The sequence below is a fragment of the Vibrio sp. TRT 17S01 genome (genome assembly GCF_050113695.1).
Taxonomy (GTDB): Bacteria; Pseudomonadota; Gammaproteobacteria; order Enterobacterales; family Vibrionaceae; genus Vibrio.
This window is the reverse complement of record NZ_JBNJOG010000014.1, coordinates 75,413-89,847: the sequence shown is the minus strand read 5'-3', so window position 1 is coordinate 89,847 and position 14,435 is coordinate 75,413. Positions and strand designations below refer to the sequence as shown.

15 protein-coding genes are annotated in these 14,435 nt (G+C 45.3%); 10 read left to right on the top strand and 5 right to left on the bottom strand.

Translation table 11 applies throughout. The features are described from left to right. Nucleotides 1–44 precede the first annotated feature (44 nt). On the top strand, nt 45–329 hold the full coding sequence (locus tag ACQEXS_RS18280; protein WP_367989225.1) for a hypothetical protein: 285 nt from the start codon (nt 45–47) through the stop codon (nt 327–329). Between the two features lie 44 nt (nt 330–373). On the opposite strand, the gene asnC is transcribed toward ACQEXS_RS18280, so the two are convergent. Next, nucleotides 374–838: a transcriptional regulator AsnC gene (gene asnC, locus ACQEXS_RS18275; RefSeq protein ID WP_367987660.1), complete on the bottom strand. Its 465-nt coding sequence runs from the start codon at nt 836–838 to the stop codon at nt 374–376. A gap of 100 nt (nt 839–938) precedes the next feature. On the opposite strand from asnC, the gene ACQEXS_RS18270 reads away from it, so the two are divergent. The 3 genes from ACQEXS_RS18270 (at nt 939) to ACQEXS_RS18260 (ending at nt 5,597) form a co-directional block, all read left to right on the top strand. Then, the gene (locus ACQEXS_RS18270) at nt 939–4,079 is read left to right on the top strand and encodes an EAL domain-containing protein (protein ID WP_427014771.1); all 3,141 of its coding nucleotides are present in this window, start codon (nt 939–941) and stop codon (nt 4,077–4,079) included. A 63-nt stretch (nt 4,080–4,142) separates the two neighbouring features. Next, nucleotides 4,143–4,925 (top strand): class I SAM-dependent methyltransferase, encoded by a 783-nt coding sequence (locus ACQEXS_RS18265; protein WP_427014770.1) that lies wholly within the window; start codon nt 4,143–4,145, stop codon nt 4,923–4,925. A gap of 213 nt (nt 4,926–5,138) precedes the next feature. Beyond that, a complete protein-coding gene (locus ACQEXS_RS18260; RefSeq protein ID WP_427014769.1) occupies nt 5,139–5,597 on the top strand; it encodes a hypothetical protein in 459 nt (152 codons plus the stop codon). 43 nt (nt 5,598–5,640) lie between these two features. Here the strand turns inward: ACQEXS_RS18260 and ACQEXS_RS18255 are convergent, their stop codons facing one another. Beyond that, nucleotides 5,641–6,522 carry a carboxylate/amino acid/amine transporter gene (locus ACQEXS_RS18255; protein WP_427014768.1) on the bottom strand — a complete coding sequence of 294 codons (882 nt, stop codon included), beginning with the start codon at nt 6,520–6,522 and terminating at the stop codon, nt 5,641–5,643. 56 nt (nt 6,523–6,578) lie between these two features. Next, nucleotides 6,579–7,004 (bottom strand): universal stress protein, encoded by a 426-nt coding sequence (locus ACQEXS_RS18250; RefSeq protein ID WP_367987655.1) that lies wholly within the window; start codon nt 7,002–7,004, stop codon nt 6,579–6,581. Between the two features lie 156 nt (nt 7,005–7,160). On the opposite strand from ACQEXS_RS18250, the gene ftnA reads away from it, so the two are divergent. The 3 genes from ftnA (at nt 7,161) to ACQEXS_RS18235 (ending at nt 9,384) form a co-directional block, all read left to right on the top strand. Then, complete coding sequence (gene ftnA / locus ACQEXS_RS18245) at nt 7,161–7,688, top strand: non-heme ferritin (protein ID WP_367987654.1); 528 nt, start codon at nt 7,161–7,163, stop codon at nt 7,686–7,688. A gap of 73 nt (nt 7,689–7,761) precedes the next feature. Further along, on the top strand, nt 7,762–8,085 hold the full coding sequence (gene uspB / locus ACQEXS_RS18240) for a universal stress protein UspB (RefSeq protein ID WP_367987653.1): 324 nt from the start codon (nt 7,762–7,764) through the stop codon (nt 8,083–8,085). Nucleotides 8,086–8,190: 105 nt separating this feature from the next. Continuing rightward, nucleotides 8,191–9,384 carry an NAD(P)/FAD-dependent oxidoreductase gene (locus ACQEXS_RS18235; protein WP_427014767.1) on the top strand — a complete coding sequence of 398 codons (1,194 nt, stop codon included), beginning with the start codon at nt 8,191–8,193 and terminating at the stop codon, nt 9,382–9,384. Nucleotides 9,385–9,439: 55 nt separating this feature from the next. Here the strand turns inward: ACQEXS_RS18235 and ACQEXS_RS18230 are convergent, their stop codons facing one another. Then, nucleotides 9,440–9,916 carry a YHS domain-containing (seleno)protein gene (locus tag ACQEXS_RS18230; protein ID WP_367987651.1) on the bottom strand — a complete coding sequence of 159 codons (477 nt, stop codon included), beginning with the start codon at nt 9,914–9,916 and terminating at the stop codon, nt 9,440–9,442. 111 nt (nt 9,917–10,027) lie between these two features. Here ACQEXS_RS18230 and ACQEXS_RS18225 point away from each other — a divergent pair, with 111 nt between their 5' ends. Together ACQEXS_RS18225 and ACQEXS_RS18220 are read left to right on the top strand one after the other, a co-directional pair. Then, nucleotides 10,028–10,858 carry a cupin domain-containing protein gene (locus ACQEXS_RS18225; RefSeq protein WP_427014766.1) on the top strand — a complete coding sequence of 277 codons (831 nt, stop codon included), beginning with the start codon at nt 10,028–10,030 and terminating at the stop codon, nt 10,856–10,858. An 87-nt stretch (nt 10,859–10,945) separates the two neighbouring features. Then, nucleotides 10,946–11,770: an HDOD domain-containing protein gene (locus ACQEXS_RS18220; RefSeq protein ID WP_367987649.1), complete on the top strand. Its 825-nt coding sequence runs from the start codon at nt 10,946–10,948 to the stop codon at nt 11,768–11,770. Nucleotides 11,771–11,775: 5 nt separating this feature from the next. On the opposite strand, the gene ACQEXS_RS18215 is transcribed toward ACQEXS_RS18220, so the two are convergent. Further along, complete coding sequence (locus ACQEXS_RS18215) at nt 11,776–12,681, bottom strand: DMT family transporter (protein WP_427014765.1); 906 nt, start codon at nt 12,679–12,681, stop codon at nt 11,776–11,778. 176 nt (nt 12,682–12,857) lie between these two features. Here ACQEXS_RS18215 and rmuC point away from each other — a divergent pair, with 176 nt between their 5' ends. Then, nucleotides 12,858–14,372 carry a DNA recombination protein RmuC gene (gene rmuC / locus ACQEXS_RS18210; protein WP_427011929.1) on the top strand — a complete coding sequence of 505 codons (1,515 nt, stop codon included), beginning with the start codon at nt 12,858–12,860 and terminating at the stop codon, nt 14,370–14,372. The last annotated feature ends 63 nt before the right edge of the window (nt 14,373–14,435 follow it).

Genomic DNA, 14,435 nt, shown 5'->3' with positions numbered 1-14,435 from the left:
ATTTGAGCCTTCTAAATGACTTCGTGGTGGAACAAAAAACAACAATGTCGATGACAACTTACGAAATGGCTCGCGTGTTGGAGCAACTTGAAGACTCTCCGGAAAAAATTATGTTCGGTAAGTTGCTTAACGAGCTAGGTAACCAAAGTGGTGAACGTATTCGTAGTGCAGCAAAACAGGTTCCGCTACCCATGTTGAGAGACATCGTTTACCAATTTCAGCAGGTCATTGAAGCACGTAAAGATGAACAAGTAGAAATCTTGGCAAAAGAGATTGCTGATCAGGGTATTTCAGTTGATGACTTGAAAGCTTACCTGCAATCACGTTAAGCGAAGATCCAAGAATTAAAAAACTCACCTTAAGGTGAGTTTTTTTATGGGTTCACATTGCGATTAATTGGGTTTTGTAAAGAGATCAACGTTTCGGTTGATTGCACTTCATCAATCGCTTGCAACTTATCGATCAATACGTACTGAAGTTCTTCTATCGACTTGCACATGAGTTTTACAAAAATATTGTAAGCGCCAGTCGTGTAGTAAGCTTCAACCACCTCTTCTAAGGCATTCAGCTTCTCAAGTGCTGAATGATAGTCACGTGCTGCATTCAAATTGATGCCAATAAAGCAGCAAACGTCATACCCCAGTTTTTTTGTATCGACGATCACTTCAGTTCCTTGAATGATGTCGGCAGCTTTCATCTTTTCAATCCGAACATGAATAGTCGCTGGACTAACATCAAACATTTTCGCCATTTCCGCATAGGGTGTACGGGCATCTTCCATCAGCGTTTTTAGGATAGCACGGTCTAAATCGTCTAATTTTGCGCTGGTCGCTTGCATAAAATAATCACCCTAAGTGTGTAATGTTGGCGGACAAAGTATAATAAATCAGCACTAATGATAATATAAACGGATATATCACTTGAACCCGAGAGTTGTTTTGAAGCGTATTATTCTTTCTTTGCTTAGCTTGATATGGAGTTGCATTGCCTATGCGCAGGAGGACGATGTTCTTGTGGTTCACTCCTATCATCAAGGTTTCTATTGGACAGATTCGTTTCAAGCTGGCCTAGATTCGGTTCTTAGCAAAGAACAGGTTTCAACTCGGGTATTCTACCTTGATAGCAAACGACTACAAACTGAGGAGTATTTTGATGATCTCTACCAGTTGTTTTATACCAAACTACGTTCAGAAAAATTCAAAGCCATTGTCGTGAGTGACAACAATGCATTGGCATTGATGAAACGCTTAGCTCCCCAGTTAGGTGATATCCCGGTGTTATTTGGTGGGATTAACAACTACAGCCCTGTTTTGCATCAAGGGCTCAATGCAACCGGTGTGATTGAAGATACCGATATACTCAGTACGCTCTCGTTAATCCAACGGGTACAGCCGCAACTCAAACGATTATGGATTGTTAGTGATTATTCCAAAACCGGAGAGGCCGTGCGTGAGCACGTGAGCCGTTTTATTAAACTCAATCCAAGTTATCGTAAACTGATTCACTTTTTAACCCCCAATAACCCCGAAGAACTTATAGCAAAGGTTTCAAGCATGGATAAGAACCAAGCCGTGCTTTACTGGGTCTATTTTCGCGACGATCAAGGGTCGTTAGTGTCTGAAGAGGACTGGCAAGCCATCAATCAGCAGTCTAAAGCCCCGATTTATTTAGTGCATGACATCGGCATGGGGGCTGGCGCCGTTGGGGGCATGATGCAAAGTGGCCTTATGCAAGGGCAACAAGTGGCGAATAAGTTGATGGGCGTATTGGATCATCCTGAACAACCGATGCCGAAAGTGGAAGTGGGGATCCCTGAAATCAAATTTGACTATGCGGCAGTGCGTAAATGGAATTTAGGCATTGAAGGCGAAGCGGTGTCCAGTTTCCTGAACAAGCCATCGTCTTTTACTGCGAAATATCAGCAAGAGTTACGAGTGGCTGGGGCGCTTGTATTACTAATGCTGATTGTCATCATGGCTTTGGTGTACTACCTGAGTCGCCTCAAGAAAAGTGAGTTAGTGGCCAAGCAGAGCCAGTTATTGCTTGAGATGGTGTTTGATCAAAGCTATCACTTTATCGGAATTTTGGATGCCCACGGTCGGGTGATTTCGAGTAACAGCAAACTGCAGTGGTTGTTCTATCATCAAGATTTTCGACAAGATAAACCCATTTGGCAGCATCGCCACTGGGAAGAGAATGCGGCACAAGCCGTGCAGCGTTTCTTTGATTCACCTGAATGTACGCAAACGACGCAATTTGAGGCGGAGATATGGCACGCTGATGAAGGGGCGATGGTACTGGAAGTCACGCTTAAACTTTTGCCAGAGCTTGCTGACAATCAAGCGCAGTACCTATTTGAAGCCCGTGATATCACCAGCCGAAAAGTCACGGAAGAGAAGTTGTATCAACGTGAGGCGAACTTAAGCCATTACTATGATAAGCAACCAGTAATGATGGTGACGCTAGATGGACAAAACCGGATCCAGCAGGTGAACCATTTTGCTGAACAACTGCTTGGCTATGTACCCAGTGACATTCTAGGGCACAAGTTAAATGAATTTTATGCCCATCAAGACACCTTATTACCTAGGCAGGTATTGCTACAGCCAAAGCAGGCACTGAAAGGGGTATGGCGTCGTGAAACTGAATATCAACATGCCAATGGGGAGACGTTATGGATACGGGAAAATATCCGACCGCTTGCCGAAACCGGCCATTTATTGATTGTTGGTGAAGACATCACGGAAATGAAGTTGCTTGCTCAGCAGCTTACTTACCAAGCAGGCCATGACTTATTGACGGATACCTATAACCGCAACTATTTCGAGATCGAGCTACATAAGGCACTGAAAGAGGTGGAAGGTTATACCCGTACACATGCCATGTTATTTCTCGATCTTGATCAACTGAAAGTCCTTAACGATACCGCTGGCCATGAAGCGGGAGATACTGCCATCCAATTTTGTGCCAGCATGCTGGAAGATGTATTGCCGTACAATGCGATATTGGCGCGCATGGGCGGTGATGAGTTTGCCATTTTGTTGAGAGACTGCACCGAACGGGATGCAAAGGAAGTGGCACGTATGATCATTACCACGCTGAGCGAACAGCCTTTTGTATGGGATGAAATCCGCCTTAACCTAACGTGCTCGATTGGTATTCGTCTGATTGACCATACTGCAATTTCACCCCAGATGGTGCATGCGCAGGCAGATACAGCCTGTCATGCAGCCAAGGAAGAAGGGCGCAACCGTTTTAATCTCTATTGCCAAGATGACGAAGACTTACGCCAGCGTCAGCTAGAGATGGAAAGTGTCAACTTAGTACACCACGCCTTGGCGAACGATCGCTTGGAGCTATTTGCTCAGCGCATCATCAACCTCAACCAAGATCGCTCTAAAAATCATTTTGAAATTTTGGTCAGGCTTAAAAAAGCCGATGGTGAATACATTTCTCCAGCGATCTTTATGCCAGCTTCTGAGCGCTACAACATTGCCCATCTTATCGATACGCAAGTCGTGACTAAGACGTTGCAGTGGCTTGAATCCCACCCTCAGGCGGTTGAACAACTTGAAATGTGCTCGATTAACCTTTCAGGGCACTCAATGGGTAATCAGGAGTTTATTGTGTTTCTGCTAGAGACTCTCGATAGTAGTTCGGTACCGTGCCACAAGATTTGCCTAGAAATCACCGAGACAGCTGCGATGAGCAACATCAAGCAAGCCATCACACTGTTTAGCCAATTAAAAGCACTTGGGTGTGTGATCGCGTTGGATGATTTTGGCTCAGGCTTGTCGTCATTTGGTTACCTGAAACAACTTCCTGTGGATATCGTGAAAATCGATGGTTTGTTTGTGCGTGATATGGACGTGAACGAAATGGATCGTGTGATGGTGAGATCAATCAATGATTTGGCCAAACAGCTTGGCAAAAAAACGGTGGCGGAATTTGTCGAAAACACCAAAATCATTGATCTGCTACTTGAGCTTGGCGTGGATTATGCGCAGGGGTATATCATAGGTAAACCAAAGCCGTTGGGTGATCTGGTGCGAAACTTACATGAAGAGCAGAAGGTTTAGTCACAATCGGTAAATTCCGTTACACTCCTCGGCAGTCATCGTCCTGCATTTCTGGAGCTTTTTGTGCAGCTACAATTGATTTGTGAAGATCCACAACAGCAAACGCATCTGGATGCGTTATCTCAGCGTTGGAACCTAACCCACGATAGCAACAGCGTCTTTGCTTTGGTATTGACCACAGAGCGCCTTGAGCTGCGTAAACTTGATGAACCCAAGCTGGGGGCGATTTATGTCGATCTGGCTGGTGGTGCGGTTGCGCATCGACGTAAGTTTGGTGGGGGTAAGGGCCAAGCCATTGCTAAGGCGGCAGGAATGAATAAAGGCGCCACGCCAACCATCCTAGATGGCACCGCGGGATTAGGTCGTGATGCTTTTGTATTGGCGTCTTTAGGCTGTAAGGTACAAATGGTTGAACGTCACCCAGTGGTCGCTGCGTTATTGGACGATGGTTTAACCCGAGCCAAGCAAGACAGTGAGATTGGTCAATGGGTTTCTGAACGTATGAGTTTGCTGCATGCTTCCAGTCATGATGCTCTGCACTCCTTGGTCTCTGATCCTAACTTTATAAAGCCTGATGTGGTCTACCTTGATCCGATGTATCCGCATCCGGAAAACAAGAAAAAATCGGCGTTGGTCAAAAAAGAGATGCGTGTCTTTCAATCGTTAGTCGGTGCAGACACCGATGCGGATGCGTTGTTAGAACCCGCCTTAGCCCTTGCTGTTAAAAGGGTGGTGGTAAAAAGACCTGATTATGCTGATTGGCTCGCGCAACAAAAACCCACCATGGCGATTGAAACGAAAAAGAACCGCTTTGATGTTTACGTCAATGCGGGCATGACATCGTGATCACAAAATTACATTCCTCCTAATTCTTGTCTGCTGACTTGAGCAGGCAAGAATTGTCATCGAATTCATTAACTTCAAATTGTTAGTGGTTTCGATTACTGAGCACTGACCGATATCAATGAACTTTACCCAAAATTAGCGCTTGCTTATCTAGAATGATGAAGGTATATCTTACTAATAATTATTCGTATTCTTAGCTATTGGAGTGGTTGCATGGCGAGACGTTTGTGTAAGTTAGATCGGCGTGATATTGCAGCAAGCTTAGGTGACATCTACAGTCTAGTGACAGAGCCTAAATACCTGTGCCGCTCTTGTGCGCGTTCTTCTGCTGATAAAGAAGCATTGTGTAAGCCAGCAGCGATTCCACCTAAAGAATGCCAAGCCAAGCCATTGGAAGAGCAACAATCATGTGGCTTACTCGCTGAAGCGCTGAGTAATACTACCCAAGTGATTGAGCCGTTGTCTGACAAAGCGGCAAAGAAAGCGTTCAAACAAGCGAAAAAACGAGCAAAGCAGCAGAATAAATATCACAAGAAACTGGAAAAGGTGTTGAAGAAGCAGCAAAAGTTGCTGAAAAAACATCAGAAGCTCGAAATGCAGTTTGGCAAGGTAAATGCCCAGCTGAGTCAGTATGATGAAGCCGCTGGAGCCAGTCAAAACCATATGCACTAAGATGAAAAAGCCCGCGATGATGCGAGCTTTTTCATTTGTGAATTTAACAGCGTTGCGCGTATTGTTGTTCAACCTTACGTTTCACCCAGGTTTCATTAATCCATAATGAAGCCATGATAATGGTACCGCCAATCACCAAGCGGGTAAGGTCGACATCACGATTCCAAATTAGGATGTTGACGATAAGCCCTGCAGGCACCAATGCGTTATTCATGACAGCAAGTGCACCTGCATTCACCAAGGTCGCCCCTTTGTTCCAAGCAAAATAACCGACACCAGAAGCAATGAGACCAAGGTAGATTAAAATCCACCATTGAGTTGAAGTTGTGGGTAGCTTCTCCATGTTCCCCATTAAAGCGAAAGCGACGGTCGCCACACACAATGCACCAAGGTAAAAGTAACCAAAAACCGTGTGTTGAGGCAGTTCAAGTGGCTCTTTTTCCATGATGTACTTGTAACCGACCTGACCGATAGCAAAGCATAAGTTTGCCCCTTGAACCACAAAGAAACCGAGGACAAAGTTTTCGTTAATTTGCGCAAACTTAATGAACCAAGCCCCTAAAACCGCGATGGCGGCAGTGAGGAGGTACCAGAGTGAAAAACGACCTTTCAATAAATCATAAATCAAAGTGACGTAGATAGGGGTAAACACGGTAAACAGTAAGACTTCGGGTACCGATAGTAATAAGAAAGACTGGTAGTAGAAGCAGTACATGAGCCCGAGTTGAAATCCACCGACCAACATCAGTTTGCCGATCAGCGCTTTGCGGATACCACGGAATTTTAAGAAAGGGAGGAACAATATGCTGGCGAGCGCCACACGCATAAATACCGAAAACCAAGAATCAACCTGACCAGCAAGGTAAACGCCGATCAGGCTAAATGAGAAAGCCCAAAGTAGGGTGACTGCAGATAGATAGCCCATAACTAATAGTCATTATCAATAAGAGACCTGCAGTCTAACGGCTTTTGTTCTTTTCGTCAGTCTTTGAGTGGTACAACCAACAAATCGACTGGAGAGCAATTGATCAATTGACGTGTGGACGAGAGTAACTTACTCCAGAAGTCTTGGTGGTGGCCACAAACAACCAAATCAATATTGAATTCTTGGATGCTATCGCACAGCTCGTTGCCCAAATCGCCAGCACCAACCAAGGTATGTTTGATCGGGTAATTGGCGTGGTCTGCAAAGTTTTGCAATTGTTTTTGCGAGGCTTCAATAGCTTGATGTTGTGTCTCGGCCAAGTTGATATCAATCAACCCCGTATAGAGCTCTGCGTAGTTCACATCGATATGAATGAAGGAAACATCAGCGCTCACTGCTTTCGCCAACGTTACGGCTTTATCGACGAGGTATTTGCTGTCTTCAGAGAGGTCTACCGCGACCAAAATATGTTGATAACTCATTGTGCTATCTCCGTTTAACTTGCTTAGTTAAAGATTAGCACCAGCCTGAACAATTTTTTGTCGCAGCGATCTCATATCCACATTCAGAGCGCAAAGTGTTATGGTTGTCTTCGTGATATATTGAAAACAAATACATGGACTTATCAGGAGTGGTACATGCTGTCTCAAGCTATGGTTGAACAATTGAATGAGCAAATTAATCTCGAATTTTTCTCATCCAATCTATACTTACAAATGAGTGCTTGGTGTGAAGACAAAGGCTTTGAAGGAGCCGCACAGTTTTTACGTGCTCATGCAGTGGAAGAAATGGAACACATGCAGCGACTATTCACTTATGTCAGTGAAACCGGTGCAATGCCAATTCTGGGTGCAATTGATGCGCCGAAGCATGAATTCGAAAGTCTGGGCGAAGTTTTCAGAGAGACGTATGAACATGAGCAGATGATCACGGACAAGATCAACAAACTTGCTCACGTTGCATTCACATCTCAAGACTACTCAACGTTCAACTTCTTGCAGTGGTACGTTGCTGAGCAGCACGAAGAAGAGAAGTTGTTTAAAGGGATTTTAGACAAGCTAGACTTGGTTGGTGAAGATGGCAAAGCGCTATTCTTTATTGATAAAGACCTAGCTGCACTGGCAAAAGAAGGTTCATCTTCTATCATGGATGCCCCCGCTGAATAATCCATTCAGCGAAAGACATCTCTTATAGATCGTCTTTTTCTCTGGGCATTTGAGAAGATGTAGGGAGGAAAAGATGATCAATGCAGACATCATTCTATTTGCGCTAATGTTTGTGACGGCCGTTAACATGGCAAGGTATCTCACAGCACTTCGTTCTCTTATCTATATAATGCGTGAAGCACATCCTTTGCTTTATCAGCAAGTGGATGGACGCGGTTTTTTCACCACGCATGGTAACGTCACCAAACAAGTTCGGCTTTACCACTACCTAAAAAGCAAAGAATACCATCATCACCATGATCCGGTGTTTACTGGGAAGTGCGATAGGGTCCGTGAACTCTTTATTCTGAGTACAGCGCTGATTGCTGTCACGCTGTTTGCCGCCATTCTTCTCTAGCTGGTGAATTGGCAAGCAATAAAAAGATCGTTAAAATAGCGCCTCGTTTTGCAAGGATGTGCCATCGCACATCCTTTTTTATTGCCAGAGTAAAAAGTGAAAATCATGAGTGAGAAGTTTGATGTCATCATTATCGGTGCAGGTGCGGCAGGACTGATGTGTGCAGCTGAAGCTGGTAAGCGTGGTCGCCGTGTATTGGTGCTGGATCATGCCAAAAAGCCGGGGCGCAAAATTCTTATCTCAGGTGGCGGGCGATGTAACTTCACCAATTATGATGTCTCGGCTAACAATTATTTATGCCGTAACCCTCACTTTGTGAAATCCGCTTTGTCTCAGTACACCAACTGGGATTTTATCTCGATGGTAAGTAAGCACGGAATCGAGTTTGAAGAGCGCGATCATGGTCAGCTCTTTTGCGTTGCGGACCACACGGCGAAAGACATCGTTAAAATGCTACTGGCAGAGTGCGCGGTGCCAAATGTAGCGCTGCGTTATCAGCAAGATGTAGAACAAATCAGCCAAACAGAAACCGGTTTTTTACTGCAGGTTAACGCGAAACAGATCTCTTGTGATGCTTTGGTTGTGGCGACGGGCGGCTTGTCGATGCCTAAGCTAGGCGCTACACCATTTGGCTATAAAGTCGCTGAGCAGTTTGGTATTCCTGTGGTGCCAACGACGGCTGGATTGGTGCCTTTTACACTGCATAAAGAAGATAAAGAAGCCTTTTCCGAGCTTTCTGGTATCGCGATTCCGGCCGAAATTACCGCGCAAGATGGCACATTATTCAAAGAAGCGTTGCTGTTTACTCACCGAGGTTTATCCGGTCCTTCTGTTTTACAAATTTCTTCGTTCTGGAAAGCGGGTCAGAAGGTGACGATTAACTTGGTACCGAATGATGATATTGCCGAACTATTAGAGCGTAACCGCGAAAAACATCCTAATCAATCACTTAAAAATACCTTAGCTAAGGTGCTACCAAAGCGCTTGGTTGAAGTGCTGATTGAGCGTAAAGAGCTCGTAGATAAGCCGTTAAAACAGTTCAATGTCAAAGAATTAGCCGCAATTGTTGAGCGATTAGAGCAGTGGGCCATTGCTCCAAATGGTACAGAAGGCTATCGCACCGCAGAGGTAACACTTGGTGGTGTGGATACCGATCACTTATCGTCCAAAACCATGGAATGCAAAAACATCAAAGGCCTGTACTTTATTGGTGAGGTGATGGATGTCACTGGCTGGCTCGGAGGATATAACTTCCAATGGTGCTGGAGTTCGGGCTTTGTTGCCGGCCAGTGGGTTTAGGCAGTAAAAAGTCGCATCCCCTTAAGAAGGGAGAACAAGAGGATGCGAAACATCATTACAGTTTATCGGCTGCAACCGTCTTGATTTGTGGCCAATTACCGTCAGCATCTTGAATAAAGCCGTTGGTGTTTTCTAACCAGCGCTGCTGCACCGATTTATCCAAATTCAGATAGAGTTTGCCATCTTCAACCTTCCATGCTTCTGGATCGGTTGCAAACTTCTTACCCATGGCAACACCGAATGCGCAGTACCCCCCGTATTGAGGCGCAAATGCTTCAGGATTAGCACGAAAATCATCACGGTTTTTGCTGCTGGTGAAGTGGTAGATGGCATTCTTATAGGTGGCCGAAAACTCAGGATTACCTTTGACGGCACCTTGCTCAGTGAAGTACGCCACTGGATCATAGCCTTGAATCGCTAAGTCATTTTGGTCAACACTCATATCAATATCGGCGGCCATTGCTGAAAACGAGGCACCCAGTACCGCAGCCATCAGAGTGAGTTTTTTTGTTGTCGATTTTACGCTTGTCATGGGAACTCCTTGTTGGTGTTTATCGCGTTGTGTGAAGTACTTTAGGCCGTTGCTCCGGTCTGTAGAGAGACAAAAAAACACTAAACTGTGCCAATAGTACGAGGATCAAACATGGACTTGCTGTCACAACTGATTGAGCACTTCTCAATCCGGGCTGGTGTGTTTTACTCCGGTCACCTTTGTGGGGTGTCATCGATAAAGGAAGATAAGGTCACCAAAAAAGGGCACCTTCATATTCTAAAATCCGGCCAACTAACTTTGCGCGATGCTCACTCCAAACAGCTGACTATCGATAAGCCATGTGTGATCTATTTACCCAAAGCGAATCCACATGTGATTGAAGGGCTAGGTAAAGGAGCTCAACTGGTGTGTGCTACGGTTGAATATCGTACCGGGCAAGTGAATCCATTGTTGTCAGCGCTGCCATCCGTCATTGTGATCCCGTTAAGCGCCGCACCAAGCTTTTTGCCTGTGATAGATGTGCTGTTTTATGAGTCAGGAGAACAGGCGGCAGGGAGCCAATTTTTGATGGATAAGTTAAGTGATGCCATGATGGCATTGATCTTTCGCTACCTGATCGAACAACAACAGATCTCAAATGGATTGTTTGCTGGGCTTGCCCATCCAAGGCTCGCAAACGTGATGGCCGCTATCCATCAGTTGCCCCCGCAAGCACATACGATTGAGGAGCTAGCCGAGATAGCATTGATGTCTCGTACCCATTTCATGGACAGCTTTAAACTGACGGTTGGAGAAACTCCCGGAGACTACAGCCAGAAATGGCGTATCACTGTTGCCCAATCCATGTTGATGCAGAAAAAACCATTAAATTGGGTCGCAGATGAAGTGGGATACGACAGTTATTCGGGTTTTTCTCGGGCATTTCGCAAGGTTACGGGGATTGCACCGCGAAAATGGTTAAAGCAAAAGCATCTCTCCTAGGGATAAAAATGGCGCCAGTTCAGTCGCTCTTTCGGTGAATTTCTGTCCTATATTAAAGGTGGACGGATTGAGTTTTAGGAGTGCTGTATGAGCTATGAAGTGCTGATTTCACGGATTAATGAGCTACCAAGAATAGAAAGCGTATTACAAGAGCTGTTAGAAATGGTGAACCGAGAAACCATTGATTTCGGTGAGTTAGCACGCAAAATGTCGATGGATCAAGTGTTGTCAGCACGGGTGTTAAGGATGGCAAATTCCGCACAATTTGGCGGGGTAAAAGGCGTATCCAACATCAATGATGCGATTGTACGAGTGGGTGCAGGGGCGATCCGTACCTTGGTTTCCTCATCCATTTTAGCCACCACTTTTCCTAAGCTGGAAACCTTAAATGTAAAAGATTACTGGGCCAATACTTTCGAAATTGCCACCATTGCCAGTGTGATTGCCAAACACGTAAAACTTGATCCGAATGAAACCTTTACCACAGGGGTGCTGCACAACATTGGTGAGTTGATGATCCATTCTTTAGTGCCTGATAAAGCGCAGGAAATGACTGATCGGATTGAGGCAGGAGAAGACCCAACGAAAGTGCAGCGCGAATTACTGGCTACCGATGCGCAGCAACTCGGGGCGGTATTGGCTGAAACTTGGAAATTTCCTGCGGAGATGGTGGATGCGATTGCCAATATCAATCATCCGGGAAAGGCCGTGGACTCAAAACGGTTAGCTTGTGTGCTGTATTTAGCGCGAGATATCCATCGGCGCTGGGACTATATGTTAAGCAGTGAAGAAAAGCAGCGTTACCTCAAAGAACAGCCTGCAGCCAAAGCACTGCAACTCGCCCCTGAACTGGACAGCATCATTGATGAAGTTCGGGGACAAGGCAGTGAGCTGGCTTATCAATTGTTCTGAATATGTTAAACGCTTTGTTTATTAAGATCTTTTTTGCCAAATTTGATCTGCTGGATCACAAGGCCTGCAATGATTAAAACTAGGCCAACTAAAGTTGTAGGGTGGATTTTCTCACCAATAATGGTGGCCAGCAAGATGAGTGAAATAAATGGCGAGGCGAAGATTAAGTTACTGATACGTGCCGTATTTTGAGTCGCTTTGAGTGCCGATAGCCACAATACAAAGGTTACGCCCATCTCAAATAAGCCAACATAAGTAACGGCTAGCCAGCCTTTGTTGGTGATCTGTTGCCAAGGAGCTCCCTCATACAGTGCGAGGCCAAATGCAAAAGGCAGCGCAACCAGAAAACCTAATAACACACCGACAATGGGATCGGCTTTGTTTTTGGTGTTAAGAATCCAATAGCCGGCCCAAAGCAGGGTAGACAAGAGAGCAAGAGCGACACCGGTAGGGCTATCAAATTGCAGGCCAAGAATGTCGCCTTTGGTCGCGATCACCACCACGCCAAAATAACTTAATGAGCAAGCCACCCAATCTTGTTTACGGATCTTTTGACCAAGAAATACAGCAGCCATCAGCGTCAGGGTAATTGCCCAACTGTAGTTAATCGCTTGTGCTTGGGAAGCCGGCAAGAGATCGTAGGCCTTGAACAAAATAAGGTAGTAAGCAAGCGGGTTGATTAAACCAAGTAATAGGTAATACCAAGGGTTGGAAAGAAATGTGCTAGCAAGCTGCGACAGCTTACCTTGTACGCCACATATCAGACTCAAAACCAGTGCAGAAACCAAACTGGCGACAGTGAGCATTTGAATTGGCGTGAATTCTGCCAATGTGAGTTTAAAAGCGGTCGCGACGGTTGACCAAAGCAGGACTGCGGCTAGGCCGAATCCTAAAGCACGGCGCTCATTCATGATATTTCCTTGTGACAGCACTGAGTTGCGCAGAATGGCTAAAGTGGCTGTATGTAATAACAAATAGGTGTGCAGCGCTTAGTCTATCTGTTGATCAAATGTGCGACAAACTGGACATTTATCCAGTATCGAAATACCATTAAATGTAAGTCTTAAAAACAGGTTAAACCGTTATCATGCAATGGATTATCGAGCATCAGGGCATCATTTTTTCTGCGTTAAGTGGGGCGATTGTGAGTGCCATCGGTGCAAGCTGGTGGATGAAGCAGAAAATGCTGCTACAAAGTCAGTTACTTGAGCAGCAAATACACGCTGAACAACAACTGCATCAAACACAGACAGATCAACTGCAACGTGAACTCAATGATGCGCAGCAAGAACTGGATGAGCTCGATAGCGAACGTGATAAAGCCGCCTATGAGCTTAAACAATCGCACGGTAAGTTAATGGCTGTTATGGAAAAACTGCGTTATTTCGAAGCCGTGAAACAGGAGCGACAACAATATGCTCAAGACTTAGAGCGGGTGCGTGAGCAGAAATCTCAGTTAGAAGCACAGCTGCGCGAACAAGAAGCACGTCATGAGCAGCAGCTTCAATCGAGTGAAGAAAAGCTGCAATTGTTGGAACATGCAGAGGTGCGACTCAAACAGCAATTTGAACATCTTGCTAACCAGTTATTTGAAACCAAAACCGCCAAAGTGGATCAACAAAACCGCCAAAGTTTAGAAGGGTTACTTGGGCCGCTAAAAATGCAGTTGGAAGGGTTTAAAAAACAAGTAAACGACAGCTTCAGTCAGGAAGCTAAAGAGCGCCACACCTTAGTTCATGAGCTGAAAAACCTGCAACGGCTGAATGAGCAGATGACACAAGAAGCGGTAAATCTGACTCTGGCGCTCAAAGGGGATAACAAACAGCAAGGCAACTGGGGCGAAGTGGTTCTGGCCCGTGTGCTTGCGGAATCAGGGTTGCGTGAAGGGCATGAATATCAAACCCAAGTGAGTTTGCAAAATGAAGCCGGTAAACGATATCAGCCAGATGTGATCGTACATCTACCGCAAAACAAACAGGTGGTGGTGGACTCAAAAATGGCGCTCGTTGCTTATGAGCGCTACTTTAATGCTGAAAATGACAGAGAACGAGAGCAAGCATTAAGTGAGCACTTACTTGCGTTAAGGGCACATATTAAAGGATTAAGTCAAAAAGATTACCACCAACTTAAAGGCATTCAGAGTCTCGATTATGTCTTGATGTTTATTCCGGTAGAGCCTGCATTTCAGGTGGCGATTCAAGCAGATCCAAGTCTAGTGAAAGAGGCAATGGAGCAAAACATCATTTTAGTCAGCCCGACGACATTACTGGTGGCGCTGCGTACCATCGACAATTTATGGCGCAATGAGCGACAAAACCAGAATGCGCAGATCATCGCTGAGCGTGCAAGTAAACTGTATGACAAGTTACGTTTGTTTGTGGATGATATGGAAAGCTTGGGTGGAGCACTTGATCGTGCCAATCAAAACTATCAGGGTGCGATGAATAAACTGGCAACAGGCCGAGGCAATGTTATCCGCCAAGCGGAAAGTTTTAAGCAACTTGGTGTAGAAGTGAAGCGCCCAATCTCGACCAATTTGGCTGAATTGGCGCAAAGCGGTGACGCTGAAGCAACGCAGACAATGTTAGAGTCAGACGTATAACATCGTTCTTTAATTGACGAATAAAAACGTTATCCAACTGTGTTTGGGTAACGTTTTTTTATC

Coding starts and splice junctions, on each gene's coding strand:
- asnC (WP_367987660.1), bottom strand. CDS start 838: ATGCAAGCGACCAGCGCAAAATTAGACGATTTAGACCGTGCTATCCTA.
- ACQEXS_RS18235 (WP_427014767.1), top strand. CDS start 8,191: ATGAGTGAGAAGTTTGATGTCATCATTATCGGTGCAGGTGCGGCAGGA.
- ACQEXS_RS18220 (WP_367987649.1), top strand. CDS start 10,946: ATGAGCTATGAAGTGCTGATTTCACGGATTAATGAGCTACCAAGAATA.
- ACQEXS_RS18250 (WP_367987655.1), bottom strand. CDS start 7,004: ATGAGTTATCAACATATTTTGGTCGCGGTAGACCTCTCTGAAGACAGC.
- ACQEXS_RS18280 (WP_367989225.1), top strand. CDS start 45: ATGTCGATGACAACTTACGAAATGGCTCGCGTGTTGGAGCAACTTGAA.
- ACQEXS_RS18255 (WP_427014768.1), bottom strand. CDS start 6,522: ATGGGCTATCTATCTGCAGTCACCCTACTTTGGGCTTTCTCATTTAGC.
- ACQEXS_RS18215 (WP_427014765.1), bottom strand. CDS start 12,681: ATGAATGAGCGCCGTGCTTTAGGATTCGGCCTAGCCGCAGTCCTGCTT.
- rmuC (WP_427011929.1), top strand. CDS start 12,858: ATGCAATGGATTATCGAGCATCAGGGCATCATTTTTTCTGCGTTAAGT.
- ACQEXS_RS18260 (WP_427014769.1), top strand. CDS start 5,139: ATGGCGAGACGTTTGTGTAAGTTAGATCGGCGTGATATTGCAGCAAGC.
- uspB (WP_367987653.1), top strand. CDS start 7,762: ATGATCAATGCAGACATCATTCTATTTGCGCTAATGTTTGTGACGGCC.
- ACQEXS_RS18230 (WP_367987651.1), bottom strand. CDS start 9,916: ATGACAAGCGTAAAATCGACAACAAAAAAACTCACTCTGATGGCTGCG.
- ACQEXS_RS18225 (WP_427014766.1), top strand. CDS start 10,028: ATGGACTTGCTGTCACAACTGATTGAGCACTTCTCAATCCGGGCTGGT.
- ftnA (WP_367987654.1), top strand. CDS start 7,161: ATGCTGTCTCAAGCTATGGTTGAACAATTGAATGAGCAAATTAATCTC.